Genomic DNA, 26,380 nt, shown 5'->3' on the forward strand with positions numbered 1-26,380 from the left:
GTCAATTTTCCAGCCGCCAGACATCCTTGATATGGCGGGGCAGACGGCGGGGCAACACCACCATCAGGTCAAAGCGGATGGCATGATGGGCCAGATGCGGTCGCCGTGCCACGAAATGGCTGATGGCGGCATGGCGGCGGCGCCAGCTGGTCTGCGGCAGGGCTGCCAGCGCCTGGGGCAGGCTGGCCCTCGCCTTCACCTCCACCACTGCCAGCACGCGGCCCTTTGCGGCGATGATGTCGATCTCCCCGACCGGCAGGCGCAGGCGGGTGACCAGGATGCGATAGCCTTTCAGCCACAGCACCAGCCGGCAGGCCAGTTCGGCCAGCCGGCCCAGCCGTTCCGCCCGCCGGCGGTCGATGCGGTTACGGACCTTTCCCACGGCCTCCTGTCCCCAGTTCGAGTGCGCGCGCATAGACGGATTTTTTCGGCTGGCCGGTGATGGTGGCGACATGGGCGGCGGCGTCCCGCACGCTCATCCCGCCGGACAGGGCCTGGGCCAGCAGGCTGTCCAGGTCGGCGGCATCGGTGGCGGCGGCATCGGCGGCGGGCGGGCCGACAACGACGACAACCTCACCCTTGGGCGGGCCGTTTTCGGTGTAATGGGCGGCCAGCTCGGCCACCGGGCCGCGCCGCACCTCTTCAAACATCTTGGTCAGTTCGCGCGCCACCGCCACTTCACGGCTGCCCAGCGTGGCGGCGACATCCCCCAGCATCTCCGCCAGCCGCTGCGCCGATTCGTAGAAAATCAGCGTCGCCTGCAGGGTGCGGAACTCTTCCAGCATGGTCCGCCGGGCGGCGGATTTGGGCGGGGGGAAGCCGGCGAACAGGAAACGGTCGCTGGGCAGGCCCGACAACACCAGCGCCGTCAGGGCCGCATTGGCACCGGGCAGATGGGTGACGGGCAGCCCCTGGTCCCGGGCATCGCGCACCAGCTTGAAGCCCGGATCGCTGACCAGGGGCGTGCCGGCATCCGACACCAGGGCGATGGCCTGCCCCTCGGCCACGCGGGCCAGCAACTGCGGCCGCATCTTTGCCGCATTATGGTCGTGATAAGGGACGAGCCGGGTGGCAATGCCATATCGGCGCATCAGCTTTCCGGTGACGCGGGTATCTTCGCAGGCAATGGCATCGACGCCGCGCAACAGGGCGAGCGCGCGCAGCGTTATGTCGCCGGCATTGCCGATGGGGGTGGCGACGATGTAAAGGCCCGGTGCTGGTTTACGGATCGGGTCGGTCCCGCTACCTTCGCCCGGCATGGGGAATTCCTCCCCGTCGGTATCGTCAAGGTCGGTCGGTTCGGTATCGGGGACATCGTCCATGGCGTGGTTTTCAAGCAGGAAGGGGTTCGGGATGGCAGCGCAGAAACGGCACCGCATGGCAAAGACGCTGGCGGCGCTGGCCCTGACCGCCGGCATACTGGCGGGATGCGCCAGTCCGGGTACGGTAACGGCCCCACCCCCGCCACCGCAAGCCCCGGTCGTTGCAGCCCCGCCCCCCGTGGTGGTGGCGCCGCCCCCGCCGGTGGCCAGTGCCGCCCCCATGCCCCAGGATGACAAGGTGCGGGTGGCCCTGCTGCTGCCGCTGTCCGGCGCCAGCGCTGCCATCGGGCAGAGCATGTTGGATGCGGCCCAGATGGCCCTGTTCGATCTGGGCGATGACAAGTTCGTGCTGATGCCGCGCGACAGCAAGGGGGAGCCCGCTGCCGCCGCTGCCGCCGCCAAGGGCGCCATCGATGAAGGGGCCAGCCTGATTCTGGGGCCGCTGTTCGCCCCCCAGGCCAGTGCGGTGAAGCCGGTGCTGGCCCAGGCCGGCCGGCCGGTGCCGGTGGTCAGCTTCTCCTCGGACTGGAATGTCGCCGGTGGCGGCCTCTGGGTGCTGGGCTTCCAGCCGCAGGAACAGGTGCGCCGCGTCGTCAACATGGCGGCCGGTCGGGGGGCGCTGCGCTTTGGTCTGCTGGCCCCTTCCACCCCCTATGGCGATGCCACCCTGAAGGCACTGACGGAGGCGGCGGCCGCCGTGGGTGGGCAGGTGACGCGGGTGGAGCGCTATACCCCCGGCACGCCGGACATGACCAGTGTGGTGCGTCGCCTGTCCAATTATGATGGGCGTAAGGCGGGGCTGGCTGCCGAACGATCTCGCCTGCACGGGGCTGGCGATGCGGAGTCGCAGACGGCCCTGCGCCGGCTTTCAAACGCCGACACGTTCGGGGAAATGCCCTTCGATGCCGTGTTGATTGCGGAGGGCGGCACCAAGCTGCGCGAAATCGCCTCCCTGTTCCCGTTCTTCGACATTGATCCGGCCCCGGGGCGCCTGCTGGGCACCGGCCTGTGGGATGAAGGCGGGCTGGGCCGGGAGCCGGCTTTGATCGGCGGCTGGTACGCCGCCCCGCCGTCGGAAGGCCGCCAGGCCTTCGAACAGCGCTTTCAGCAGCTTTACGGCTACAAGCCGCACCGTCTGGCCACGCTGGCCTATGATGCCACGGCCCTGGCGGCCGTGTTGGCCAAGGCTGGCGGGCGCGATGGTTTTGATCCGGCGGCCCTGACCAACCCCAACGGCTTTGCCGGGGTGGAAGGGATTTTCCGCTTGGTTCCGTCCGGTGTCTCCGAACGCGGCCTGGCGGTGATGGAGGTGACGCGCACCGGGTCCAGTCTGGTCGATCCCGCCCCCACTAGCTTCCAGCCCACGCCGTCTTCCTGATCGGGGGCAACCATGGATCTTCTGGTCGATCAGGCACCCGACGGCAGCTATCAGCTATTCTGGCCGGGTGGCCGGGCGCGCTGTGCCGTGGGGCGCAGCGGTATCCGCGCCGACAAGCGGGAAGGGGATGGGGCCACGCCGGTCGGCGCCTTCGCCCTGCGCCAGGTCTTCTATCGCGCTGACCGGCTGCCCCGGCCACAGACGGGCCTGCCCATCGCCGCCATTCGGCCGACGGATGGCTGGTGCGATGATCCCGCCCACCCGGATTATAACCGCCCGGTGACCCTGCCCTTCGCCGCCTCGCATGAGAAAATGTGGCTGGAGGAGCCTGTCTACGACATCGTGGTGGTGCTGGGTTACAATGATGATCCGCCGGTGCCGGGGCTGGGCAGTGCCGTCTTCCTGCATCTGGCCCGCCCCGGCTATGAGGGTACGGCCGGCTGTGTGGCGGTGACCCTGCCGGACATGCTGTCGCTGCTGCGGCTGGCCCGACCGGGGGATCGGCTGGTGGTAAGCGGGTAACCATCCCCCCTTTGAAACCGGGGCCGTGGCGTGCCATATCGGGGGGCAACCATTGCACAACCGGAGGGGGCGATGCCCGACAGCCTGAATGCCGCCGATCTGGGCCCGATGCCGGCCTGGGACTTGTCCGATCTTTATGCCGGGCCCGACAGCCCGGCGCTGAAGGCCGATCTGGATCAGGCGGAAAAGGACGGAATTGCCTTTGCCAAACAGTATGAAGGCAAGCTGGCCAAGCTGTCCGGTGCCGATCTGGCCAAGGCCATTGCCGCCTATGAGCGGCTGGACGAGGTACTGTCCAAGATCATGTCCTATGCCGGCCTGCTCTATGCCGGCAACATGGCCGATCCCGCCATCGGTCGCTTCTACCAGGGCATGAGCGAGCGGGTGACGGCCATTTCCGTCCACCTGCTGTTCTTCACGCTGGAGATCAACCGGCTGGAAGAGCATGAAGTTCAGGCCAAGCTGCGCGACAAGGCACTGGCCGCCTACGGCCCCTTCCTGCGCGATACCCGCGTTTTCCGCCCGCATCAGCTTTCCGATGAGGTGGAAAAGCTGCTGCATGAAAAGCATGTGGCGGGCCGGGCGGCCTGGACCCGGCTGTTCGATGAACATCTGGCCGATCTGCGCTTCCCCGTGCGCGACAAGGAACTGACCTCGGCCGAGGCGCTCAACCTGCTCTCCTCCACCGATCCAGCATTGCGGCGGGAAGCGGCGCAGGCGCTGGGCGAGGTGCTGGGGAAGAACCAACGCATCTTCGCCCATATCACCAACACGCTGATCAAGGATAAGGAGATCGAGGATCGCTGGCGCTCCTACGCCCAGCCCTGGTCGGCGCGCAACATGGGCAACCATGTGGAAGACGTTGTGGTGGATGCGCTGCTCTCGTCGGTGCGTGAGGCATATCCCCGCCTCTCCCACCGTTACTATGCGCTGAAGGCCAAATGGTTCGGCCAGGACAAGCTGGATTACTGGGATCGCAACGCGCCCCTGCCCGGCGATGATGATGCCAAGATCAGCTGGGAGGAGGCGAAGGAGATCGTTGCCAAGGCCTATGGCCGTTTCTCCCCGGAAATGGCGGCGATCGGGCAGAAATTCTTTGATAATCCCTGGATCGACGTGCCGCCGCGCCCCGGCAAGAACCCCGGTGCCTTCGCCCATCCGGTGGTGCCGTCGGCCCATCCTTACCTGCTGCTGAATTATATGGGCCGCACGCGCGATGTGATGACGCTGGCGCACGAACTGGGCCATGGCGTGCATCAGTATCTCTGCCGCGCCCAGGGGCATTTGCAGGCCTCCACGCCGCTGACGCTGGCCGAAACCGCCTCGGTCTTCGGGGAGATGCTGACCTTCCGCTCCCTGCTGGACAGCACCAGCGACCCCGCCGCCCGCAAGCGTCTGCTGGCCGGTAAGGTGGAAGATATGATCAATACGGTGGTCCGCCAGATCGCGTTTTATCAGTTCGAGCGCAAGCTGCACACCGAACGCCGGGAAGGCGAATTGTCCGCCGAGCGCATCGCCGATATCTGGATGGAGGTGCAGACCGAAAGCTTAGGCCCGGCCTTCCGCTGGGAAGACAGCTATCGCCCCTACTGGACCTATATCGGGCATTTCGTGCATTCGCCCTTCTATGTCTACGCCTATGCCTTTGGCGATTGCCTGGTGAACAGCCTGTATGCGGCCTATCAGGAGGCAGCGGCCCAGGGGCAGGGGGCGGATTTTGCGCAGAAATATATCAAGATGCTCTCCGCCGCCGGCACCCGGCACCATGGCGACCTGCTGGCCCCGTTCGGGCTGGACCTGAAAGACCCGTCTTTCTGGAACAAGGGCCTGGGCCTGCTGGAAAGCTTCATCGACGAGCTGGAACGGCTGTGACGTGAAAACCCCCGGATCGGCGGTGGCCGGTCCGGGGGGCTATACGTTTCAACTAACCGTCACCCCGGCGAAGGCCGGGGTCCAGTTCGTAGAGCACTGTGCCTCCGATACTGGACCCCGGCCTTCGCCGGGGTGACGGCTAAGAAGCAGAGGGGCGCGAGAGTAAGCGGTCTGAACGCCCAGCCCCCCTTACCCCGCCGCAGCCCCCATCGGCTTGGCCAGCGCCACGTCCAGGTAATCGTCCACGATCCGGCCCAGTTCTTCCGACTTCTCCGTGAAGAAGTGGTTGGCGCCTTCCACCCGGCGGTAATCGATCTTGATGTCCTTCTGGGAGGACAGCTTGTTGACCAGCCGCGTCACCGACGCCTCCGGCACCAGTTCGTCCCGGTCGCCATGCACGATCAGGCCGGAGGCGGGGCACGGGGCCAGGAAGCTGAAATCGAACATGTTGGCCGGCGGGGCCACGGACAGGAACCCATCCAGCTCCGGCCGGCGCATCAGCAGCTGCATCCCGATCCAGGCACCGAAGCTGAAACCACCGATCCAGCAGGAACTGGCATTGGGGTTATAGGTCTGCAGCCAGTCCAGCGCGCTGGCGGCATCAGCCAGTTCCCCCTCACCCCGGTCATAGGTGCCCTGGCTGCGGCCCACGCCCCGGAAATTGAAACGCAGGGCAGAGAAGCCGCGCTTGGTGAAGGCGTGGAACATCGTATAGACGATACGGTTGTTCATCGTCCCGCCGTGCTGCGGATGCGGGTGCAACAACAGCGCCACCGGCGCATTGGGTACCTTGCTATGCGAATAGCGGCCTTCCAGACGGCCTGCGGGGCCGTTCATGATCACATCAGGCATTCTTCACCGGTCCCGGTCAGGCATGAGGCACGACAGCAAGGTGGGCCGCCCCAGCGAACGCCCCCGCCGCCAGCTTGACCGGCTTTGGTGCATTCTGTAGGACTGCCCTTGGGCGGATGGTCCGTCGGTGCGCCGGTTTTGCCGCCACTGCCGGATGCCGGCAACGGGCCAAAAACCACGCCCCGCCGTCCCTGGGGGCTGTGCCGGTGCCATATCGGCAACGGAACGGGCGCGGACTATACCACAGCGGACATATTCGTGTTCAAGCCTCTTCGTAAAACATCTCTTTACTACTGGACGGACAGGGGCCGGAGAGCCGGATGACGGGCCTTTATCTGGATTGGAACGCCACCGCCCCGCTGCGCCCCCAGGCGCGCGCCGCCATGCTGGCAGCAATGGACCATGTGGGCAACCCTTCCTCCATCCACGCCTTTGGCCGCCGCGCCCGCCGTTTTGTGGAAGATGCGCGCGAACAGGTGGCGGCGCTGGTCGGGGTGAACCCCGCCGACATCACCTTCACCGGCAGCGGGACGGAGGCCAATAACCAGGCCCTGGCACTGGCCGCCGCCCATGGTCGCCGTATTCTGGTGGGGGCGACCGAACATGCCTCTGTGCTGGAAGCGGCACCCGGTGCCGTGCAGGTGCCGGTGGATGGCGATGGGCTGGTCGACCGCGCGGCGCTGGTGCGGCTTTTGGCCGTCGATCCCAAGCCGGCCCTGGTCAGCATCCAGGCGGTGAACAGTGAAACCGGGGTGGTGCAGCCCATGGTGGAACTGGCCAATCTGGTGCATGACCAGGGTGGCTGGCTGCATAGCGATGCGGTGCAGGCGGCGGGCAGGCTGCCGGTGGATATGGGCGATTGGGGGGCCGACCTGCTGACGCTGTCGGCCCACAAGATCGGCGGGCCGCAGGGGGTGGGGGCGCTGGTGGCCCACCCCGGCATTCCGCTGGCCCCGCTGCTGAAGGGCGGCGGGCAGGAGCGGCGGATGCGGGCGGGCACGGAAAATGTCGCCGGCATTGCTGGCTTTGGTGCGGCGGCAGCGGCGGCCCTGGCAGGGCTGGATGATTATGCCGGTTTGGCCCAGCTGCGCGATCGGCTGGAAACGGCAGTACGCGAACGGCACCCGCCGGTGCTGATCCCCGGTGCGGCGGCCCCGCGCGTGGCCAATACCAGTTGCATCGTGCTGCCCGGCGTGCCGGCCAATGGCCAGTTGATGGCGTTCGATCTGGCGCGGGTGGCCGTGTCGGCGGGGTCCGCCTGTTCCAGCGGCAAGGTCAAATCCTCCCACGTCCTGATGGCCATGGGTCTGGGGGAGGAACTGGCCGGCTGCGCCATCCGGGTGTCGCTGGGCTGGGATAGCACGGGCGCAGATATTGACCGTTTCCTGGAAAGCTGGTCACGCATTGCCGCCCGCGTGCCGCGTTAATATATGATCCCCACAGCGAACCGTGATGATCATGGAATGTGCTATGATCCGCTGGGTTTCGATGGGTGGAGGCGCTGGATGAGCGGAAATCTCTACGAGACGGATTTCTATGCCTGGGCCCTGGAACAGGCGGCCTTGCTGCGGGCCGGCAAACTTTCGGCGGCAGATGTCGAGCATATTGCCGAGGAAATTGAAAGCATGGGCCGGACCGAGAAGCGCGAACTGATCAGCCGCCTGACCGTCCTGCTCTTGCATTTGCTGAAATGGCAGTTCCAGCCGGTAAGGCGGGGCAATTCCTGGCGGACCACCATTCGCGTCCAACGATTGGACCTGTTCCGCCACCTCAAGGATAATCCCAGCCTCAAATCCCAGATACCGGGGGCGGTGGCAGATGCCTACACCACCGCCTTGATCCAGGCGGCTGATGAAACCAGCCTGCCGGAAGAAACCTTTCCGGCGGAATGTCCTTGGTCTTTTGATCAGATCATGGATGGGGCCTTCTGGCCGGATCAGCATTAAGCGGCAGCCCACCCCGCCGATGCCATCACACCGGATGGGGGCAAGGGCCACGAGGAACCTATGGAATGGATATGACGACACCCCGCGATGGCCAGCCCGAGCCGCAGCCCTGCTGGCATTGTGGGGCCGGGGTGGCTGCGCGGGCCCTGTTCTGCCATGGCTGCGGCACCGTCCAGCCGCCGGGGGACGTTGATCCCTTCACCCGGCTGGGGCTGGCCCCGTCATTTGAGATCGCCACCGACGTGCTGGACCGGCAGCAGGCGGGTTTCAGTCGCATCCTGGCCCCCGCCCGCTTTGCGGGGAAGGGGGAGGCGGTGGCGGAAGTGGCCGAACGCCAGCGCCGCGCCCTGGGCGATGCGCTGGCGCAGTTGCGTGACCCGGCCCGCCGGGCAAGGGCGCTGCTGACGATTGCCGATGCGGCCCCGCCTCCCCCCGCCCATGGAGGGGATTGGGAATTGCGGCTGGCGGTGGCCGCCACCCAAGCCGCGCAGGATCGGTTGAAGGGGGAGATCAGAACGGAGATGCAGGCGGAGCTGCGCCTGCTGCTGGATGCTTTCCGCCTGGGCGATCTGGCCCTGGCTGGCCGGCGGCTGGTGCGGATTGAGCAGATGGCGTTTGTGGTATGACGGTGGCAAAGGGGAAGGGGACAGCCAACCAGCCCACGCCCGCGCCCCCGTCCATCAATCCCGGCCGATGCCCACATGCATCACATCGATGGTGCCGACGCGGAAGCCGGCGGCGCAGTACCAGAGATATTGTTCCCACATGCGCTTGAACCGCTCGTCAAAGCCCTGGCGGACCAGATCGGGCCAAGCGGCCTGGAAACGCTCCTGCCATTCCAGCAGGGTGCGGGCATAGTGCAGGCCATAGCCCTCCCCCCCGCGCCAGACCAGCCCCGCCCCCTCGATTTCCGCCCGCAGGCGGGTGGGGCTGGGCAACATGCCGCCGGGGAAAATATAGCGCTGGATGTAATCGGCACCCCGGCGATAGCCCTCGAAATGCTCTTCCCCGATGGTGATGATCTGTAAAGCACCGCGTCCACCCGGCTTCAGCCGCTCATGCAGGGAGGAGAAGAAGGTCGGCCAATAGCGTTCGCCCACCGCCTCGAACATCTCGATGCTGGCGATACGGTCGAACTGGCCCTTGGTGTCGCGGTAATCCTGCAGGCGGATGTCCACCTTCTCCCCCAGCCCTTCGCGCTGGATGCGGGCGCAGGCATAATCATATTGCGCCTGGCTGATGGTGATGCCGGTGACGCGGGCGCCGACATGCTTGGCCGCATATTCGGCAAAGCCACCCCAGCCGCAGCCGACCTCCAGCACATGCTGGCCGGGGGCCAGATCCATGCGCTGGGCGATGGCGGCATATTTGCGGGTCTGCGCCGCCGTCAGCGGCTCTGGCTTTTCCAGGTCGGCATAGAGTGCGGCGGAATAGGTCATGCTGGGGTCCAGCCAGCCTTCGTAAAAATTATTCCCCAGATCATAATGATAGGCGATGTTGCGCCGGCTGCCGCGCTTGCTGTTGGGCCGGGCGGCGTGCATCAGGAATTGCAGCAGCTTCACCCAGGTGCGCCCGTTCATGGCGCGGTCCAGCTCCGCCTCGTTCCGCAAGGCCATTTCAAACAGCGCCAGCGTGTCCGGGCTGGACCAGTCCCCCTCCAGATAGCTTTCGCAGAAGCCCAGCTTGCCGCCGCTTAACATGCGGGCGGCCATCCGGTCATTGCGCACATACAGCACGCCATGCGGCCCCGGCTCCATGCCATCGAACCGGTGGCTGGTCCCGTTGGGCAGCACGATGGTCAGGGCACCGACGCGGATATTGGGGGCCATGGCCAGCAGCACCCCCATCAGCCGGGACGGTCGGTAATCTGCGGCATCGGCAAGGCCGAGATAATGGGATTCGGTCTGTTCGGTCATGGCTCCACCATAGGCTTGGCGGTTATTGATCTTGTTCAGTTTTGTCGTTCGGCAAGCGGTGATCTCTGTCTTGTTCCACGTCCTGGTGATCGGAACCGATCACCAGCCTCAGGTGCCGGTGCCAACATCCGTTGGCTTGGTTTCACGCCGCACGGGCGGATCGGGGCGGCGATGGAATTTTGCCCCCTTGCGCCATAGGTGCCAAGCCTGCCAATGGATGGCGGCGATGGCCTTCAACGTCACCAGCGGGTGCAGAAACAGCGCCCGCCACAGGCTGGCACGGGTCAGGGGCAGACGCCGACCGGTCTGGGTGGCCACCAGCAATTCGCCATCGCCATCCACCAGCCTGATATCCAGGGCCAGCTTGTCACCGGGCTGGCCGGTGCGGAAGTGATAATCCCCCGCAATATCGAAAAAGGGGGAGACGTGGAATTCCTTGCCATGGGCGTGTCTGGCCCCCTGGCGTGCATCCCAGCCGCCGGGCGTGGGCACGGTATAGCAATGCTGGTCGCCGAAAGTGTTCTTCACCTCGTACAACAGGGCCCGCAGGCGCCCATCCGGTCCATGGCAATAGTAAACAGTCAGCGGGTTGAAGGCGTAGCCCAGCACCCGTGGCATGGCCAGCATCAAGATGCGCCCACCTTTCAGCACCACACCCTTTTCCGCCAGCATCTCCTCCACCCAGGGGCGTAAGGGGGAGCCGTCGCGCCGCCCATGGTCACGCGCCCGGATGGACAGCAGGCCTGGCCGTTCATGGACCAGCGGCCAGGGCAGATGGTCCAGCCGGTCGATATCCAGCAACAACGTGTAGAGCCGATAACTGAAAGCATGGCGGAACGGCCGGTGCCTGGCGTGGAACACCCGACAGAGATAAAGCGCGTGGTCCGGTTCCGCCGCTGCCATGCCGGTCACGCCGCCGCCACCTGGGCCTTGCCGCCGCGCGGGCGGGCATTGCGCCCGGCGGGCGAGGCGTCGGTGACGGTCCAGGGCCGCCGGGCGCCCAGGGCTTCGGCCACCGCCAGCCCGGCGGACAGCCCATCTTCATGGAAGCCATAGCCCATGTAGGCGCCGCAGAACCAGGTGCGGCGCACGCCCTGGATATCGGCAATGCGGCTTTGCGCCTGCAGGGCGGCGGCGTCGAACATCGGGTGGTCGTAGATGAATTCCTTGATGCGATATTCCGGCCTTGGCTCCCGGATCGGGTTCAGGGTGACGAATAGTGGCGTGGAGGCCTCGATCCCCTGCAGCACATTCATCCAATAGGTGACGGAGACCTTGGCCCGGCGCTCACGCGTGCCATTGGCCAGATAGTTCCAGGCTGACCAGGCCTTGGGCCGCACCGGCATCAGGGCCGGGTCGCTATGCAAGCAGGCGCGGTTCAACTGATAGCGGAAGGCTCCCAGCACCTGCTGTTCGTCCGGCGTGGCATCGGTCAGCATGGCCAGGGCCTGATCGGCATGGGCACCGATCACCACATGGTCGTAATGGCTGGTCCGGCCGGTGGCATCCTGGATTTCCACCCCGTTGGGGGTGCGGTGCAGGCTGGTGATGGCGCAATTGATCAGGCAGCGGTCGCCCAGTGTGTCGGCCAGCGCCCGCACATAGGTGCGGCTGCCCCCCTTCACGGTGAACCATTGCGGCCGGTTCTTCACCTTCAGCAGCCCATGATTCTGGAAGAAACGCACGAAGCTCTGTGCCGGAAAGGACAGCATCTCTGAAATGGTGGAAGACCAGATGGCCGCCCCCATCGGCAGCAGATGGTCATAGATGAAGCGGTGGCCATAGCGGCCGGCATCCAGATATTCGCCCAGCGTCAGATCGATGGCGCGCGGGTCGCGCAGCAGCTTGGGCGCTTCCTTGTAGAAGCGCATGATGTCGCGCAGCATCAGGTGATAGGTGGGGGACAGCAGGTTGCGCTTCTGTGCGAACATGCCGGCCAGATTGCTGCCGGAATATTCCAGTCGGCCCCGATCCAGGCTGACGGCAAAGCTCATGGTGCAGGGGGTGGAGGGTACGCCCAGATGATCGAACAAGGCGATCAGGTTGGGATATGTCGCCTCGTTAAAGACGATGAAGCCGGTATCCACTGGTACGGTGCGGCCATGGGCGCCGGGGGCATCCACCGTGTTGGAATGGCCGCCCAGATAGTCATTCTGTTCATAGACCGTGACGTCGTACCCGTGGCGCCGCAGCAGCCAGGCCGCGCTGAGGCCGGAAATGCCGGCACCAATGACAGCGATCTTCATAAGCTGAACCCTTTCTTAATCCGCTGTCGGCCCTGCACCGCCTTTGATCGCTTGAAAGGCGTCAAGGGCGCGCCGGCGTCCCATCGCATGGTCGATGACCGGCCGGGGATAATGATGTCCCAACACGATCCCGGCGTCCCGCAGCACTATGGCTGGTGCCTCCCAGGGCGCGTGGATATATTTGGCCGGCAATTGTTTCAGTTCTGGCACCCAGTGCCGGACAAAATGCCCCTCGGCATCAAATTTCTGGCCCTGAAGCACCGGGTTGAAGACGCGGAAATAGGGCGCGGCATCGGCCCCGCAACCCCCAATCCATTGCCAGCCGGCGGCATTATTGGCCAGATCGGCATCCACCAGCGTATCCCAGAACCAATCCTGCCCCGCCTGCCAGGGCAGCAGCAGATGTTTGACCAGCAGGGAACCGACAATCATCCGCACCCGGTTATGCATCCAACCGGTGGTCCAGAGCTGGCGCAACCCGGCATCGACAATGGGATAACCGGTGCGGCCCCGTTGCCACGCGGCCAGCAGGGCGGGATCGTCGGCCCAGGGGAAAGCGTCAAAGGCCGGGTTCAGCGGCCGTTCCGGCAGGGTGGGGAAATTGTACAGCAGGGAATAGCAGAATTCCCGCCAGCCGATCTCCCGCAGGAACCCGTCAATCTGTGCGGCTGCCGCCGCCGACACCATGGCCGTGTGCGCCTTGGCCCGGTGCCAGATCTGCCGGGGGGAGATTTCGCCGAAATGCAGGTGCGGGGACAGGCGCGACGTGCCATCCAGCCCTGGCATGTCGCGGTCCTGCTTATACTGCGCCGCCGGTCCGGACAGGAAGTTTTCCAGCCGGGTCATGGCCGCCGCCTCCCCAATCCCGTCCGCCTGCCAGAAGGCGCGCATCCCGCCGGCCCAGTCGGGCCTGGTCGGCAACAGCGCCCAATCGGCCAACGCATCGCCGGCGGGTGCTGCGGCATGAGGGGCCAGTTGCGCCGGGGCGGGCAGGGCAGGGGCCGGGTTCATGGCCGCCAGACAGGCCCGCCAATAGGGGGTGAAGACCTTGAAAGGCGTGCCGGCCCCCGTCAGCACCTCCCACGGTTCTTTCAGCAGGGAACCGTTGAAGCTGCGCACGGCGATGCCTTCATCGGACAGGGCCGCCTTCAGCCGGCTGTCGCGTTCCGCCGCGAACGGCTCATAGCAGCGGTTCAACACCACCTCTGCGGCACCCACCTGCCGGGCCAGATCGCGGATCACCGCATCACCCGGCCCCCGCAGCAGAACAAGGCGGCTGCCGCACACCGCCAGATCGGCGGCCAGCGCGGTCAGGCTGTGATGCAGCCACCAGCGGCTGGCCCCGCCGGCCCGCCAGGGGCCGGGCGTCACATCATCCAGCACATAGACCGGCAGCACCGGCCGCCCAGCCTGGGCGGCATGGTACAGCGCCGGGTTGTCGGCCAGACGCAAATCCTGGCGGAACCAGACAATGATCGGGGCGCTCGGGTGTGTCGTCATTGAAGGCCAGGGGCTCCGGGAATCTTTTTCATCAGCGGCTTATACGGTGCCGGTGCGACATTGGATCAGCCGCTTATTTCGACCTAAGGTCTATCGTTGATTAATACCAAAGTCATGGGCGCTGATTGTTGATTCGGCGGGATCAAACCCTATCTAATCATTGTGCCCGGCACCAATGGCGGATATGGCCCTCCCCCGGCCTGGACTTCCCCCCCATTCCGCCGCCGGGCACCCGACGGCCCGGATGCATCCCCCCGCTCCGGGCCGTCACTATGTCGGGCTTCCCCCCTTTTATACCAATCACCCTTGATCGTGACCGATCCAGGGTGATTTTGCGTTCCCTCAGGCACCGGGTGGGCGCATAAGGCACCCTTGGCTTGCGCTGCACGTGCGGCGTGCCGGCGGTCTTCGCCCTCCAAGCCGCCTAAAGGCCAACCTTTAGGCGGCTTGGTATTACCCGCTCACCCGCTTCAATTCCCGCCGCGTGGCGGCATCGGCCGTCAGCCGTGCTGCGGGCAACAGGTGCAGCCGCTCCGTCCCCAGCGCCCAGGTCAACATGTCCCTGCCGAACAGCGTGCGGATGGCCGGGTCCAGTACGTTCAGTCCCCCTGTATAGGCGCCGAAGGCTGGCAGGATCAGCCGTTGCCCATCGCTGACGAAACAGCGCGCAGACAGGCGGCGGCCGCGCACCTGCGTCACCGCCTTGGGATGATAATGGCCGGAAATCTCCCCCGCCGGGTCCACCGCTTCCGCTGCGTGGCGCAGCAGCAGGGGGCCGTGGCGGATGCTGTCCGTCACCATCCCACCCCAGCCGGGCGGCGGGGCGGGGTCATGGTTGCCGCTGATCCAGACCCAGTCATGGGCACGGGTCAGGGCGGCGATGCGCTGCCCGTCGGTGCTGCTGATCCGGCTGGCGGCCTCGGCATCATGGAAACTGTCGCCCAGGCAGATCACCCGCCGGGGCTGCCAGCGCTGGCAGGCCTGTTCCAGCCGGGTCAGCGTGGCCGCCGTGTCATAGGGGGGCAGCAATTGGCCGAACCGGGCATAGGCGGACCCCTTTTCCAGGTGCAGATCGGCCACCAGCAGCCAGCCCTGATCCGGCCAGAACAGGGCACCGCTGAGATCGGGCAGCAGCAGGGTGCCGTTCAGGGGAATGCGCGCGTCGCTCATGCCGGGTCAGGCGATGGTGACGCGGCCATCATCGGCCAACGGCCAATAAGGATTATAGGCGATTTCCCAATAATGCCCGTCCGGGTCGGCGAACATGCCGCTATAGCCACCCCAGAACTGCTCCGCCGCCGGCCGCACCAGCCGCCCGCCCTGGGTCAGGGCGAAAGACAGCAGCGTGTCGACATCGGCCTTGTGGAAGACATTATGGGCCAGCATGGACGGGCCCGGCGGCACATGGTCGGCATCCCCGGCCATTTCCCGCCGGTAAGCCGCCTGTCCCAGCAGGCACAGGCCCAGCGGGCCCAGCTGGAAAAAACACGCCTCCCCCGCCCCTTCCGCCGCCACGGCCCAGCCCAGCCCTTCATAGAAGCGGCGCGCCCGCGCCAGATCGGCGACATGGAGGGTGATCAGGGTGACGCGCTGTTCCATGGCAAGGGGATCTTTCGCGGGGGGAGGAAAAGCTGTTCCATTGGAACATCCCGCGAACAAATCCGCAAGCGCATGGATGACAGCAAAGGGCCGCACCCGGCGGCGCGGCCCGTTCCTATCGTTACGGAAGGGCTTATTACTTCCCGATGGAGGCGCGTAGCATCCAGGCGGCCTTTTCATGATAGGCCATGCGCTGATTCATCAGGTCTTCGGTTACCGTATCGCCGGCCTGATCGGCCAGTTCCACCACGGCACGGCAGGCGCGGGTGACCTGTTCATTGTCGCGCACCAACTGTTCCAGCATGGCCCGGTCGTCGGGCACGCCATGTTCATCCTCAATCCCGGTCAGTTTCAGGAACTGCGACAGGCTGCCGGGGGCGAAATGGCCCAGCGCCCGGATGCGCTCCGCCAGTTCATCCACGGCGTCGGTCAGATCCTCATATTGCGCTTGAAACATCGCGTGCAGGGAATGGAAACGGTTGCCGGTGACATTCCAATGAAAGCCATGGGTCTTGCCCAACAGCGTGTAGCTGTCGGCCAGAACCCCGGCCAACCCCTCCGCCAGGGCCTTGCGCTGGTCGCGGTCGATGCCGGTTTGCACCGGCAGCAATTCGGTGGAAGGCGGCGTGCGGTCGGTGTCAGAGGCGACGATGCTGGGCTTTTGGTTGGCCATGGTCGGGTGCTCCGCTTGCTGGCAGGAACCGGCGGGGGCCGGCTTTCACTGCTTGAAACGCCCGCAGCGCGGATTTGTGCCCGAAAAGGGCGCTGGGTACGGATGCCCTATTCGCATGGAGAGGGCGTGGCGCCATGCGGTCGGCATCGAATATTTATGATGTCCATGCCGAATCCGACACAAACTATTGTAATTCGATCGGTTGTGTGCGCCACAACTTCACCATCCTTTAGGCCTGCCCTGCCCAAGCCCATGTTTCACATGGATCATTTCGCTTTTCACCTTCAGGTGTTTTGTTGCAATATAACGAAACATAGCAATCCGGGGCATCTTGGTGCTGACCCATCTGATCGGCTTCGTTCAGTTCGCGGTGGTAACCTTCCTGGCGGGGGTCGGGGTCAATATACTCGTCGCCGTCATGGCCCATCTCTATGCCCGGCTGATGCGGGGGCAGGCGCGGGAGGTGCAGTTGCGGGCGCGGCTGGCCCGCTATGCACGGCTGGCCAACGGCTTGGCCGCGCGGGTGGAAGATCGCAAGGCCCGCGCTGCCGGGGCCGCCAGCCAACTGTTCGGTGCCCAGCGCAATGAGAAGGCCCTGCGTGCCCGCATTCGGGAGCTGGAAAATTCCCCCTATCGTTTTGTGCGCACGCTGGGGGCGGAGCAGTTCCCCAACAAGCCCTATGAATTCCTGGTGGTGAATACATCCGTCTCCCATCAGGTGAAGCGGGGGGAGCGGCACGCCTTTTATGACAGCAGCTGGGCCCAGCCCTGCCCGGTGCATGTCTGGGCCCCAGGGCCGGAGGAGGCCAAGGCGGAGTTTGAGCGGGTCTATCCGCGTGCCTCCGGCTTCAAGGCGGTTTTCGCCCAGCCGCTGACCGGGGTGGCCGCGCCCAGCAGCGATGCAGCACCGGCCGAGATGGATGTGACCGCCGAGGAGCCAGCCGCGATGGAGCCGGCATGAGCCCGACCACCCTGTTCCTGATCGGGGCGATGCTGGTGATCCTCTCCCTGCGCCCCACCGTGCGGCGGGCGCGCAGGACGATCCGAGAGACACAGCGCGCCATCCGGGAATTGCGCCGCCGTCAGCAGTCACTGAGCCAGAAGGTCCGCTCCCTGGCACGCGAAAGCCTGGGCCAGCGGCTGACGGCGGGACAGGACGACATTGAGGCAACAGCGCTGAGCGACAAGCTGGGGGAGCTGCAGCGCCGCCTGATGGAGTTGGAGGCGGAGGATCGGCGGGTGCTGGTGCTGGATGAACGGCGCGGCCTGTCGGAGACGGGCTGGATCATTTGCGTCCGCCGCCAACGCGACGTGGCCTCGCCGCTGGAGCCGGACAATGTCACGACCCTCTGGGATGATGGTCGCTACGTCTTCTATTTTGCGGCCGATGCGGCCCGGGCCAAGCGCAAAGCCCTGGTGCGCTTTCCCGAGGAGGCGGGCTATATGATTGTCGAGGTAAAGCCGCATCAGGGCGACCTTGCCGATCCTCCCGCCCTTAATCTGGAAAAGCGGCAAAGCGCCTGAGGGTGGCTTGGCTCTAGAGCGGATCCCTGAGGGTGGCTTGGCTCTAGAGCGGATCGTGGAAAAGCGGAATCGCTTTGGAGCGTGAATCCGCTCGCTGAACAAGGACTTAGAGCCGGGTGCGTTTCCGTTTAAACGCACCCGGCTCTAAACCACGATATTGACCAAGCTGCCCGGCATCGGGGCCGGTGGCATGGGCGGGGGCATCGGCGTCAGCTGTACCGGCCCGATTGGCACCGGTTGTACGGGTGACAGGTTGCGATCCGGCAGGCGGGAGGCCGGGGCCGGATTCGGTGGGGGTGGGGCCGGCGCAGGGTCCGCCGATCGCCGGCCCGGTGCGGGTTCCGGTGGCGGCGGGCTGGGGGCGGTATAGCTGCCGGTGACGCCGTTGATAGACATGGGCCGAATCATGGGCCGATGCCTATCGATCCGCAATAGCGCGAAAGCAGGGGGGAAAGTTGCGATTCTGCCTTATCGGGCGGCAGCCATTGCCCACCCCTTGGGCAGCCGTCAAGCCAGGCCCGGGATAAAAAAACGGCCGGAAAACCAAAAGGTTTCCGGCCGAGTTGAACAGGGAGGCTTCACGTCTGGGAGACGCTGGGTCAAGGACCCAACCCCGACCGGGTAAATCGGGGCGAAACACCCGCGCTGCAATGCAGCAGCAGGTGGCCTAAGATTTAAGCATTCCTGCGCATTTCACCAGGGGTGATGCGAAGCGTGAGTTATGCGTTTTGCGCATGGGTTGCGGGGAAGGTTTCAGCAACCTTCTTCACCAGGAAATCACGGAACACGGCGATGCGCTTGGAATGGCGCAATTCCTCCGCATAGACGAAATAGGCGTCGATGCGTGGCCCGCTGATTTCCGGCAACACCCGGACCATATCCGACTGGCCATCCACCACATAATCAGGCAGCGAGGCAATGCCCAGGCCGCTCTGCGCGGCGCGGAACATGGCGTACAGGCTGTTGACGCGCAACGCCGTGTGACGTTCGCCACCCGGCGGATCGCCGACATGCAGCGCCCAGTTGATGTTGCTGACCGGGGCCCGCGCCTCATTCGGATAGGCGATCAGGTCATGCTGGTCCAGCTCCGCCACCGATTGCGGCATCCCACGCTTTTCGATGTAGGATTTGTGGGCATAGAGATGCACACGCACCGTCATCAGATGGCGCTGAATCAGATCGGGCTGGCGCGGTGCCGACAGGCGGATGGCGATATCCGCCTCCCGCATCGACAGGTCCAGCTCATTATCGTCCAGCAGCAGCGTCAGCTGCACATCCGGATAGAGCGTCAGGAAATCTTTCACCCGCGGGGTCAGCCAAGTGGAACCCAACGCGATGGTGGTAGTGACCTTCAGCGGGCCCTTCGGATGCTCCTTCGATTCGGAGAGCATGGCCTCCGTCATCGAGAGCTTGGCAAAGACCTCACGTGCGGTGCGATACAGCAGTTCGCCCTGCTCAGTCAGAATCAGTCCCCGCGCATGGCGGTGAAACAGCGGCACGTGGAGGCTTTCCTCCAGCGCGCTGATCTGCCGGCTTACGGCAGACTGGCTGAGATTCAGGGTTTCCCCCGCATGTGTGAAGCTGCCCGCCTCCGCCACTGCGTGAAAGACGCGAAGCTTGTCCCAATCCATGGACCCGTCCCTAGAAAGTGGCGCCCTGCGCTGGACACCCCGTCTGTTGATCGGCAGCGGGAATGCAGCCGACGCATGGATGATATACGGGGCTTTTCGCCATTGCTAGGGCTTGTCGCTAAAAACCGTCATTACCGCAAGGTATCGTATTGTCCTTGCAACAGTTTATGACCTGATGGACGTAACCTTCAGGTCACACTGGGGTGTGCGGACGGGTCGCACCGGCCATCCTCCGGCGAAAATACCCGTCCGCACCGGCCTGATTCGGCCAGTGAACCATCTGCCGCCGAATCAATGGCCGGCCAGGAACCTTTCCACTTCCAGGGCCGCCATGCAGCCCATGCCGGCGGCGGTGACCGCCTGACGGAACACCTTGTCCTTCACATCGCCGGCGGCATAGACGCCATCAATGTCGGTGCGGGTGCTGTCGGGGGCGGTGACCAGATAGCCCTCCTCATCCATGCGCAGCTTGCCCTTGAACAGCTTGGTCGCCGGGTCGTGGCCGATGGCGACGAACACGCCGTCCAGGCTGCGTTCCGACACAGCGTCGGTCTTCACATTGCGCAGGCGCACGCCGGTAACGCGCTTGGGATCGCTGAAGCTGTCGCCGCCGACGCCCAGGATTTCGTCCACCACGCTGTCCCACACCACCTCGATCTTCGGGTGGGCGGCGACGCGCTCCTGCAGGATGCGTTCGCCGCGGAAGCTGTCGCGCCGATGGATCAGCGTCACCTTGGCCGCATGGTGGGTGAGGTAAAGTGCTTCTTCCAGCGCGGTATTGCCGCCGCCAACCACGGCGACTTCCTTGCCCCGGAAGAAGAAGCCGTCGCAGGTGGCACAGGCCGAGACACCAGCGCCCTGGAAATGCTGTTCGCCGGGAATGCCCAGCCAGCGGGCCTGGGCACCGGTGGCGATAATCACCGCGTCGGCCACGAACTCATCCCCGCTATCGGCCTTGCAGATGAAGGGGCGCTGGGTGAAATCAACATCGGTGATGATGTCGAAGAACATCTTGGTGCCATAGCGCTCCGCCTGGGCGCGCATCTGTTCCATCAGGTGCGGGCCTTCCACCGGGTCGGCAAAACCGGGGTAATTTTCCACATCCTTGGTGATGGTGAGCTGACCACCCGGCGTCATCCCCTGGACCAGCACCGGTTCCAGGCTGGCGCGCGCAGCATAAATCGCCGCCGTATAGCCGGCGGGGCCGGCGCCGATGATCAAAACCTTGGAACGATGCGTGGTCATGGGGGGCGTTTCCTTGAACGGAGGCTTTCAGCCAATAGTATGGTTATGCCGCAGATGGACATCCGGCTGCCATCGGGCAAGCGAACCTAGCCGCCTTGCTGTCCTGGTTCAACCGCTGTGCAGGGGTGCCTTGCTGCGGCCATCGCATAGGGGGTGGTCGTTTGCTCCGGACAGCATTAAATCTAGGGTGCGAAGGAGATCACCCGCCCATGTCCAAGCTGTTCCTGCCGGCCGCCCTGGCCCTGACTGTTCTTGCCAGCAGTGCCGCCCCGGCCGCCCTGGTTGCCGGTCCGGCCGTGGCAACGGAGAATGTCGAAAGCCATCTGACCCTGGAAACCGATGGGGCTGCCCCCGGCCAGCAGGTCTGGGTGGCGCTGACCCAGAAAATCCGGCTGCATTGGCATACCTACTGGCTCAATCCAGGGGATAGCGGCATCGCCACCTCCATCGGCTGGACCCTGCCAGCGGGCTGGCAGGCAGGCGATATCAATTGGCCAGCGCCGGAACGCTTTCCCATCGGGCCGCTGGTCAATTTCGGCTATCAGAACACGGTGCATCTGCTGGTGCCGCTGACGCTGCCGGCCGATGCCAAGCCCGGCGCCCCCGTCACCCTGACAGCGGCGGTCGATTGGCTGGTCTGTGAGGACATCTGTATTCCCGAGTCGGCAACGCTGACCCTGGATGTGCCGGTGGTGGACGGTGCGGCGAAGCCGGCAGCGGAGGCGGCGGCCTTGTTCACGGAGGCCCGGACCAGCCTGCCGGTGCCCAGCCCCTATCCGGTGCGGCTGGTGCCGGGGGAAAAGCAGCATAAGCTGGTGATCCAGGCGCCGGAGCTGGCGCAGGGCAAGATCCGCGACGCCTTCTTCTTCCCCGACGATTTCAAGACCGCTGCCTCCAATGCCGCCCAGCCGATGCAGCTGGATGGGCAGGGGTTGACCCTGGCGCTGACCCCCGGCGGGGCCTTGCCGGCCGGTCCGGCCAAAGGCGTGCTGACCTTTGTGGAGGAGTTGGACGGCAAGCCGCTGCGCCATGCCTTTGCCATCAGTGCCGATACCGGGGCGATGGCTGCGACGACCCCAGCGGCGGGGACTGTGCTCGACTCGGCAGCGAAGGAGACGGCGGGCACCTCCCTGGCCGGAGCCATCCTGCTGGCGCTGCTGGGCGGCATGATCCTCAACCTGATGCCCTGCGTCTTCCCCGTATTGTCGATGAAGGCGATGGCGCTGATCAGCCATGGGCCGGGCCATGCCCGCCAGCATGGGCTGGTTTATACCGCCGGTGTGCTGGCCTGCTTCGCCGCCATCGCCGGGGCGCTGCTGGTGTTGCGCGCGGGTGGGGCGGCGATTGGTTGGGGCTTCCAGCTGCAAGACCCGCTGGTGGTCGCCATCCTGGCCTATGTCATGCTGCTGCTGGGGCTGTCGCTGTCGGGCGTGTTCAGTATCGGCACCAGCGCCATGGGGGTGGGGCAGGGGCTGGCATCCAGGGGCGGGCTGGCTGGCAGCTTCTTCACCGGTGTGCTGGCCACCGTGGTGGCCACGCCCTGCACGGCGCCCTTCATGGGCACGGCACTCGGCTATGCCATCACCCAGCCCTGGTATGCGGCCATGGCCGTCTTCCTGTCGCTGGGCCTGGGCATGGCGCTGCCTTTCCTGGCCCTGACTTTCAGCCCGGCGCTGCTGCGCCGGATGCCGCGCCCCGGCCTGTGGATGGACCGGGTGAAGCAGGGTTTGGCCTTCCCGCTTTATGCCTCGGCGGCCTGGCTGGTCTGGGTGCTGTCGGTGCAGGCGGGGCCGGACACGGTGGCCGCCGTGCTGGCCGGCATGGTGGCGGTGGCTTTTGCCGGCTGGCTCTATGGCGTCACCCGCCAGTCGGGCACCGGCTGGCGGGTCGGCGGCGGGCTGGTGGCGCTGGCGCTGGTGGTGGCCTCTGTGCTGGGGGCCGGGCGCACGGCGATGAATGCCGCCCCCGCTGCCCTGGCTGCCAGCAGCGGCCCGGCGAAGAATTACGAAGCCTTCAGCGAGGCGCGGCTGGACGAATTGCGCGGCCAGAACAAGCCGGTCTTCGTGAATTTCACCGCCGCCTGGTGCGTCACCTGTCTGGTGAATGAACGCACCTCCCTGTCGACCGAGGCGGTGAAGGCGGCGATGAAGCAGAAGGGCATCACCTATCTGAAGGGCGACTGGACCAACCGCGATGCCAAGATCGCCCGCATCCTGGAAAGCCATGGCCGCAGCGGCGTGCCGCTCTACCTGCTCTATCTGCCCGGTGCGGCGGAACCGCTGGTGCTGCCGCAATTGCTGACGGAAGGCACAGTGCTGGAGGCGATGGCGCCGATCCAGGGGTAAATCCCCCGGGAACCCCTGACGCTCCGCTTTGTTGACCAAGGGCGGCCGGCATTGATCGGTCGCCCTTTTTCATTGCCGGCCCCGGTCTGCGCTATGACCTTTGATATATAGCCGCGCCGGGTCTTGCGGATAAGCCTGCACCGTCCTATCTTAGAATCATTCCAAGAAGGAGCGGTTCCCATTGGGAGATGTGGCCGGTGCCAATGCCGGGCCGGTTATCCGCATCGCGCCGCGTCCAGAGGAGGACAGAGGCCATGGCCAGCTACACCGAATCCGCCGACCTGCTGCGCAGTTTCACGTCGCAGGCCAACCGTTTCCCCATGCTGCCCCCGGAAGAGGAGCAGCAGCTTGCCCATGCCTGGACGGAGCGGCAGGATCGCCGCGCCTTTGACCAGCTGGTGAAAAGCCATATGCGGCTGGCGGTGAAGATTGCCGCGAAATATGCCCGCTCCGGCCTGCCCATCGCCGACCTGATCTCGGAGGCGAATATCGGCCTGGTGAAGGCGGTGCAGCGCTTTGACCCGTCGCGCGGCTTCCGGCTGTCCACCTATGCGCTGTGGTGGATAAGGGCGGAGGTGCAGAGCTTCGTGCTGCATAACTGGTCGCTGATCAAGGGCGGCAACACGGCCGCCTTGAAGCGCCTGTTCTTCAACCTGCGCCAGACCCAGCGCAAGCTGGGGATCGAGGACCGGGTGATGAATGATGATGATGTGCTGCGCGTGGCGACGACGCTGGGCGCCTCGGTGGAGGAGGTGCGGGAGATGGAGCATCGCTTCTCAACGCCCGTTACCTCGCTGAATGTGCCGGTGGGGGAGGATGGCGACCATGAAGCCATTGACCTGCTGGCCGATGATGGGGAATCGGTGGAGGAAAACTTGGCCGAGCGCAGCGAGCTGAACGACCGGCGGGCGATGATGCGTGATGCGCTCACCATTCTGGGCGAACGGGAGCGGCATATTTTCGCCTCCCGCAATCTGGCGGAAAACCCGGTGACCCTGGAAACGCTGGCCCAGCATTACGGGGTCAGCAAGGAACGTATCCGCCAGATCGAGAGCGGCGCCTATAAGAAGGTGGCCCGCCGGGTGCGCAGCAGTGCCGAGTTGCCGGCTGGGCCGGTGCCGCCCATGGCGTCCAAACGGGCACGGGGCGAAATGCGCATGGTGCAGTAATGGGTGGATGGTGATGCGCCCGGTCCCCGCTTTGCCCCCGGCAGGGAAATTATGCTAGGGGTTGCTGCAACGAGCGGCTTGCCGCAGCGCAAAAAGCAGTGAGGGGACCGGAAATGAGCGCCACCAGCCAGATCAAGCGTATCAGTGTACCGGATATCGCCGCCCGCAAGGGCCAGCAGCCTGTCTCAGTTCTGACCGCCTATAGTGTTTCCACCGCCCGGCTGCTGGACCCGCATGTGGATTGCCTGCTGGTCGGTGACAGTTTGGGCATGGTGGTCTATGGGCTGGACAGCACGCTGGGCGTGACGCTGGAGATGATGATCGCCCATGGCGCCGCCGTGGTACGCGGATCGGCGCGGGCCTGTGTGGTGGTGGACCTGCCCTGGGCGACCTATCAGGAAAGCCCGCAGCAGGCCTTCCGCAATGCCGCCCGCGTGCTGGCCGAAACCGGTGCCCAGGCGGTGAAGCTGGAGGGTGGAGAGGAAATGGCCGAAACAGTGGATTTCCTGGTCCGCCGCGGAATTCCGGTGATGGGTCATGTCGGGCTGACCCCGCAGGCGGTGAATGCGCTGGGCGGTTATCGGGCGCGCGGCCGGTCGGATGCTGAACAGCACAAGATTCTGGGCGATGCCCGCGCCATCGCAGAGGCCGGCGCCTTCTCCGTGGTGGTGGAAGGGGTGGTGGAGCCACTGGCCCGCCAGATCACCGAGAGCATTCCCGCCGTCACCATCGGTATCGGTGCCAGTGTGGCCTGTGACGGGCAGGTGCTGGTCAGCGATGACATGCTGGGCCTGTTCGGCGGTTTCACCCCGAAATTCGTCAAGCGCTATGCCACGCTGGGCGAGCAGATCGAGGCGGCGGCGGCGGCCTATACGGCCGATGTGCAGGCGCGGATCTTTCCGGGTCCGGAACATGTGTTCCCGGTGAAACGTCCGGGCTGATCGACGGCCATCCCCTTGTTAGGGCGGCGGGTTCAACTGGGCCGTCGCCGGCCAGGTGATCCGCCCGAAGGCCCGTGCCGTGTCGCTGGCCGCAATGGTCAGGTCAGCCCGGTGGGCGACCAGATCGCGCATATGCAGCAGCGGGATCATCGGCATGTCCCGATCCAGAATCGCGGTGGCCTGCATCGCCAGGGCCGGGATGGCGGCTGGCGGTGCTGCGCGGGCCTTGGCCAGCAGGGCGGTCAGCTGGGCATCCTCATAACCGCTGGGATTGGTGCCGGTATGGTGGAACAGGGGGCCGGCAGTCGCCTCCAGCCCCTCCATCGCCGATCCGGCGGTCAGGCCGATGGCGCTCATCGCCAGAGTGAAGTCCCCTTTCCGGATGCGCTCGCGCGTCGCTGCCCCCTCAATGGGCTCTACCTGCGCCTGGATGTTGATGGCGCGCAACATGCCGGCCAGCAATTCAACCACGCGCGGCTGATTGGTCACGCGCGTGCGCGGCATCAGGATATCCACCGCAAAACCATTTGGATATCCGGCTTCGGCCAGCAGGTGGCGCGCACCCTGTACATCACTGGCTGGGCCGGTGGCCCGCGCGGGCAGCCAGCCCTCCATTCCCGGTTGCGCCAGCTGCCAGGCGGGGCCGCCGACCCCCGCCAGCCCCCGCTCTACCAGGGCCCAACGGTCAATCGCCATATTTATGGCCCGGCGTACCCGGCTGTCGGCCAGCGGGTTCGGCCGGCCATCGCTGTCGGTGGGCGCCATGTTGAAGGTCAGCAGCAGCACCCGGTCGGTGGGCAATTCCGTCAGATGCACATTGGGCTGGCGCTGGAAATAGGGCAGCTGAAAGGGTGACACATCTTCCATGATGTCGACGGTGCCGGCCAACAGCAGGCGCAGCCGTTCCCGCGCGTCGGGTTCGCTGATCAGGTTCAGGGAGCGCCAGGGCGGCGATTCCGCCCCATGGTAGGGAGATGCCGCCAGCCTGCGGGTATTGGCCTGCGGACTGTCGGCGGCGACGTAAGGACCGCTGCCAAGCTGGGGGCTGCCGCGCCCGGCCAGCACTTTGGCCGGATCGCATCCCATGGGCCCGCCCACACCGCGCCCATCAGCCGGTGCGGCCACAATGAAAACCAGACTGAGGGCGGCGGGAAGCAGCCGGTAAGCGCTGTCAAGATGCAGCGTCAGGCTGGTGGTGCCGGTGATCTCCACCAGGGAGAGCCCCAGATAATTGCCCCCCACGTCCCGCGACAGGGTTTCAAAGCGGCAAAGGGAATAGGCAACATCCCTTGCGGTTACGGAACGACCGTTGGAAAACCTGGCATCATTCCGGATGCGGAACGACCACTTCCGGTTATCCGGGCTGTTCCAGGTGATGGCCAGCCGGGGCATCACCCCAAAACCATCGCGGGTCACCAGCGTATCGAAGATATGTTCGAAATACTGGAAATCCGCGCCGCTGCGGGCCTGATGCGGGTCATCAAGGGTGGATTGACCGGACAGGGCGATGGAAAGTTCCTGACGATTTCCTTCCGCCCATGCGGGGGAGGAGAGGCTCAACAGGGCCAACAGCGCCAGGAAGCCCCGTGCAATGCCCCGCCCTCTACGCACCATCGTCCCCTGTTTTGTCCGGCCCTGTCCTGCCAAGGGTCGGGGAACCGGTGGGCATTGTCGGCGCGATGCCGCACCCCTCCCGGCC

25 protein-coding genes are annotated in these 26,380 nt (G+C 65.4%); 11 read left to right on the forward strand and 14 right to left on the reverse strand.

What is annotated here, in order from left to right; genetic code table 11:
- Window position 1: 1 nt before the first annotated feature.
- Window positions 2-382, reverse strand: a complete 381-nt coding sequence (locus tag GE253_RS10435; RefSeq protein WP_348770824.1) for a YraN family protein — start codon at window positions 380-382, stop codon at window positions 2-4.
- Window positions 366-1,322, reverse strand: a complete 957-nt coding sequence (gene rsmI, locus GE253_RS10440; protein ID WP_153204084.1) for a 16S rRNA (cytidine(1402)-2'-O)-methyltransferase — start codon at window positions 1,320-1,322, stop codon at window positions 366-368. Before rsmI ends, GE253_RS10435 begins: the two co-directional genes overlap by 17 nt.
- Before the next feature lie 31 nt (window positions 1,323-1,353).
- Between rsmI and GE253_RS10445 the strand changes: the two genes are divergently transcribed.
- The 3 genes from GE253_RS10445 to GE253_RS10455 all read left to right on the forward strand — a co-directional run bounded on the left by GE253_RS10445 (window position 1,354) and on the right by GE253_RS10455 (window position 5,094).
- Window positions 1,354-2,700 carry a penicillin-binding protein activator gene (locus GE253_RS10445; RefSeq protein WP_247878595.1) on the forward strand — a complete coding sequence of 449 codons (1,347 nt, stop codon included), beginning with the start codon at window positions 1,354-1,356 and terminating at the stop codon, window positions 2,698-2,700.
- Window positions 2,701-2,712: 12 nt separating this feature from the next.
- The gene (locus GE253_RS10450) at window positions 2,713-3,222 is read left to right on the forward strand and encodes a L,D-transpeptidase family protein (RefSeq protein ID WP_153204085.1); all 510 of its coding nucleotides are present in this window, start codon (window positions 2,713-2,715) and stop codon (window positions 3,220-3,222) included.
- 72 nt (window positions 3,223-3,294) lie between these two features.
- Entirely contained in the window at window positions 3,295-5,094 is a 1,800-nt protein-coding gene (locus GE253_RS10455) for a M3 family oligoendopeptidase (RefSeq protein ID WP_153204086.1), read from the forward strand.
- Between the two features lie 189 nt (window positions 5,095-5,283).
- On the opposite strand, the gene GE253_RS10460 is transcribed toward GE253_RS10455, so the two are convergent.
- On the reverse strand, window positions 5,284-5,946 hold the full coding sequence (locus GE253_RS10460) for an alpha/beta hydrolase (protein ID WP_153204087.1): 663 nt from the start codon (window positions 5,944-5,946) through the stop codon (window positions 5,284-5,286).
- A gap of 320 nt (window positions 5,947-6,266) precedes the next feature.
- Between GE253_RS10460 and GE253_RS10465 the strand changes: the two genes are divergently transcribed.
- The 3 genes from GE253_RS10465 to GE253_RS10475 all read left to right on the forward strand — a co-directional run bounded on the left by GE253_RS10465 (window position 6,267) and on the right by GE253_RS10475 (window position 8,518).
- A complete protein-coding gene (locus GE253_RS10465) occupies window positions 6,267-7,373 on the forward strand; it encodes a cysteine desulfurase family protein (protein ID WP_153204088.1) in 1,107 nt (368 codons plus the stop codon).
- A 78-nt stretch (window positions 7,374-7,451) separates the two neighbouring features.
- Window positions 7,452-7,892 (forward strand): DUF29 domain-containing protein, encoded by a 441-nt coding sequence (locus GE253_RS10470; RefSeq protein WP_153204089.1) that lies wholly within the window; start codon window positions 7,452-7,454, stop codon window positions 7,890-7,892.
- Window positions 7,893-7,957: 65 nt separating this feature from the next.
- Complete coding sequence (locus tag GE253_RS10475) at window positions 7,958-8,518, forward strand: molecular chaperone DnaJ (protein WP_153204090.1); 561 nt, start codon at window positions 7,958-7,960, stop codon at window positions 8,516-8,518.
- 54 nt (window positions 8,519-8,572) lie between these two features.
- Here the strand turns inward: GE253_RS10475 and GE253_RS10480 are convergent, their stop codons facing one another.
- The 7 genes from GE253_RS10480 to GE253_RS10510 all read right to left on the reverse strand — a co-directional run bounded on the left by GE253_RS10480 (window position 8,573) and on the right by GE253_RS10510 (window position 15,826).
- Entirely contained in the window at window positions 8,573-9,808 is a 1,236-nt protein-coding gene (locus tag GE253_RS10480; RefSeq protein WP_153204091.1) for a cyclopropane-fatty-acyl-phospholipid synthase family protein, read from the reverse strand.
- A 108-nt stretch (window positions 9,809-9,916) separates the two neighbouring features.
- A complete protein-coding gene (locus GE253_RS10485) occupies window positions 9,917-10,711 on the reverse strand; it encodes a DUF1365 domain-containing protein (protein WP_153204409.1) in 795 nt (264 codons plus the stop codon).
- A 5-nt stretch (window positions 10,712-10,716) separates the two neighbouring features.
- Window positions 10,717-12,054, reverse strand: a complete 1,338-nt coding sequence (locus GE253_RS10490; protein WP_153204092.1) for an FAD-dependent oxidoreductase — start codon at window positions 12,052-12,054, stop codon at window positions 10,717-10,719.
- Between the two features lie 15 nt (window positions 12,055-12,069).
- Window positions 12,070-13,554, reverse strand: a complete 1,485-nt coding sequence (locus GE253_RS10495) for a deoxyribodipyrimidine photo-lyase (RefSeq protein ID WP_153204093.1) — start codon at window positions 13,552-13,554, stop codon at window positions 12,070-12,072.
- Window positions 13,555-14,007: 453 nt separating this feature from the next.
- The gene (gene pdeM, locus GE253_RS10500) at window positions 14,008-14,724 is read right to left on the reverse strand and encodes a ligase-associated DNA damage response endonuclease PdeM (RefSeq protein ID WP_153204094.1); all 717 of its coding nucleotides are present in this window, start codon (window positions 14,722-14,724) and stop codon (window positions 14,008-14,010) included.
- A 6-nt stretch (window positions 14,725-14,730) separates the two neighbouring features.
- Window positions 14,731-15,153 carry a VOC family protein gene (locus tag GE253_RS10505; RefSeq protein ID WP_153204095.1) on the reverse strand — a complete coding sequence of 141 codons (423 nt, stop codon included), beginning with the start codon at window positions 15,151-15,153 and terminating at the stop codon, window positions 14,731-14,733.
- 136 nt (window positions 15,154-15,289) lie between these two features.
- Window positions 15,290-15,826: a Dps family protein gene (locus GE253_RS10510; protein ID WP_173012585.1), complete on the reverse strand. Its 537-nt coding sequence runs from the start codon at window positions 15,824-15,826 to the stop codon at window positions 15,290-15,292.
- Between the two features lie 334 nt (window positions 15,827-16,160).
- Between GE253_RS10510 and GE253_RS10515 the strand changes: the two genes are divergently transcribed.
- Window positions 16,161-16,787, forward strand: a complete 627-nt coding sequence (locus GE253_RS10515; RefSeq protein ID WP_153204096.1) for a hypothetical protein — start codon at window positions 16,161-16,163, stop codon at window positions 16,785-16,787.
- Window positions 16,784-17,350 carry a LapA family protein gene (locus GE253_RS10520; protein ID WP_153204097.1) on the forward strand — a complete coding sequence of 189 codons (567 nt, stop codon included), beginning with the start codon at window positions 16,784-16,786 and terminating at the stop codon, window positions 17,348-17,350. Before GE253_RS10515 ends, GE253_RS10520 begins: the two co-directional genes overlap by 4 nt.
- A 144-nt stretch (window positions 17,351-17,494) precedes the next feature.
- Here the strand turns inward: GE253_RS10520 and GE253_RS10525 are convergent, their stop codons facing one another.
- The 3 genes from GE253_RS10525 to trxB form a co-directional block, all read right to left on the reverse strand.
- Window positions 17,495-17,746: a hypothetical protein gene (locus GE253_RS10525; protein ID WP_153204098.1), complete on the reverse strand. Its 252-nt coding sequence runs from the start codon at window positions 17,744-17,746 to the stop codon at window positions 17,495-17,497.
- Between the two features lie 323 nt (window positions 17,747-18,069).
- Window positions 18,070-18,981 carry a LysR family transcriptional regulator gene (locus GE253_RS10530; protein WP_089287624.1) on the reverse strand — a complete coding sequence of 304 codons (912 nt, stop codon included), beginning with the start codon at window positions 18,979-18,981 and terminating at the stop codon, window positions 18,070-18,072.
- Between the two features lie 291 nt (window positions 18,982-19,272).
- A complete protein-coding gene (trxB, locus tag GE253_RS10535; protein ID WP_153204099.1) occupies window positions 19,273-20,226 on the reverse strand; it encodes a thioredoxin-disulfide reductase in 954 nt (317 codons plus the stop codon).
- Window positions 20,227-20,435: 209 nt separating this feature from the next.
- On the opposite strand from trxB, the gene GE253_RS10540 reads away from it, so the two are divergent.
- The 3 genes from GE253_RS10540 (at window position 20,436) to panB (ending at window position 24,681) form a co-directional block, all read left to right on the forward strand.
- Window positions 20,436-22,571, forward strand: a complete 2,136-nt coding sequence (locus GE253_RS10540; RefSeq protein ID WP_211101417.1) for a protein-disulfide reductase DsbD domain-containing protein — start codon at window positions 20,436-20,438, stop codon at window positions 22,569-22,571.
- 254 nt (window positions 22,572-22,825) lie between these two features.
- Window positions 22,826-23,740, forward strand: coding sequence for an RNA polymerase factor sigma-32 (locus tag GE253_RS10545; protein WP_153204100.1), 915 nt, complete (start codon window positions 22,826-22,828; stop codon window positions 23,738-23,740).
- A gap of 113 nt (window positions 23,741-23,853) precedes the next feature.
- A complete protein-coding gene (gene panB, locus GE253_RS10550) occupies window positions 23,854-24,681 on the forward strand; it encodes a 3-methyl-2-oxobutanoate hydroxymethyltransferase (protein ID WP_153204101.1) in 828 nt (275 codons plus the stop codon).
- A gap of 18 nt (window positions 24,682-24,699) precedes the next feature.
- On the opposite strand, the gene GE253_RS10555 is transcribed toward panB, so the two are convergent.
- Window positions 24,700-26,295, reverse strand: a complete 1,596-nt coding sequence (locus tag GE253_RS10555) for an ABC transporter substrate-binding protein (RefSeq protein WP_173012586.1) — start codon at window positions 26,293-26,295, stop codon at window positions 24,700-24,702.
- Between the last annotated feature and the right edge of the window lie 85 nt (window positions 26,296-26,380).

It is taken from the genome of Niveispirillum sp. SYP-B3756 (assembly GCF_009495745.1).
In the GTDB taxonomy this organism is placed as follows: Bacteria; Pseudomonadota; Alphaproteobacteria; order Azospirillales; family Azospirillaceae; genus Niveispirillum.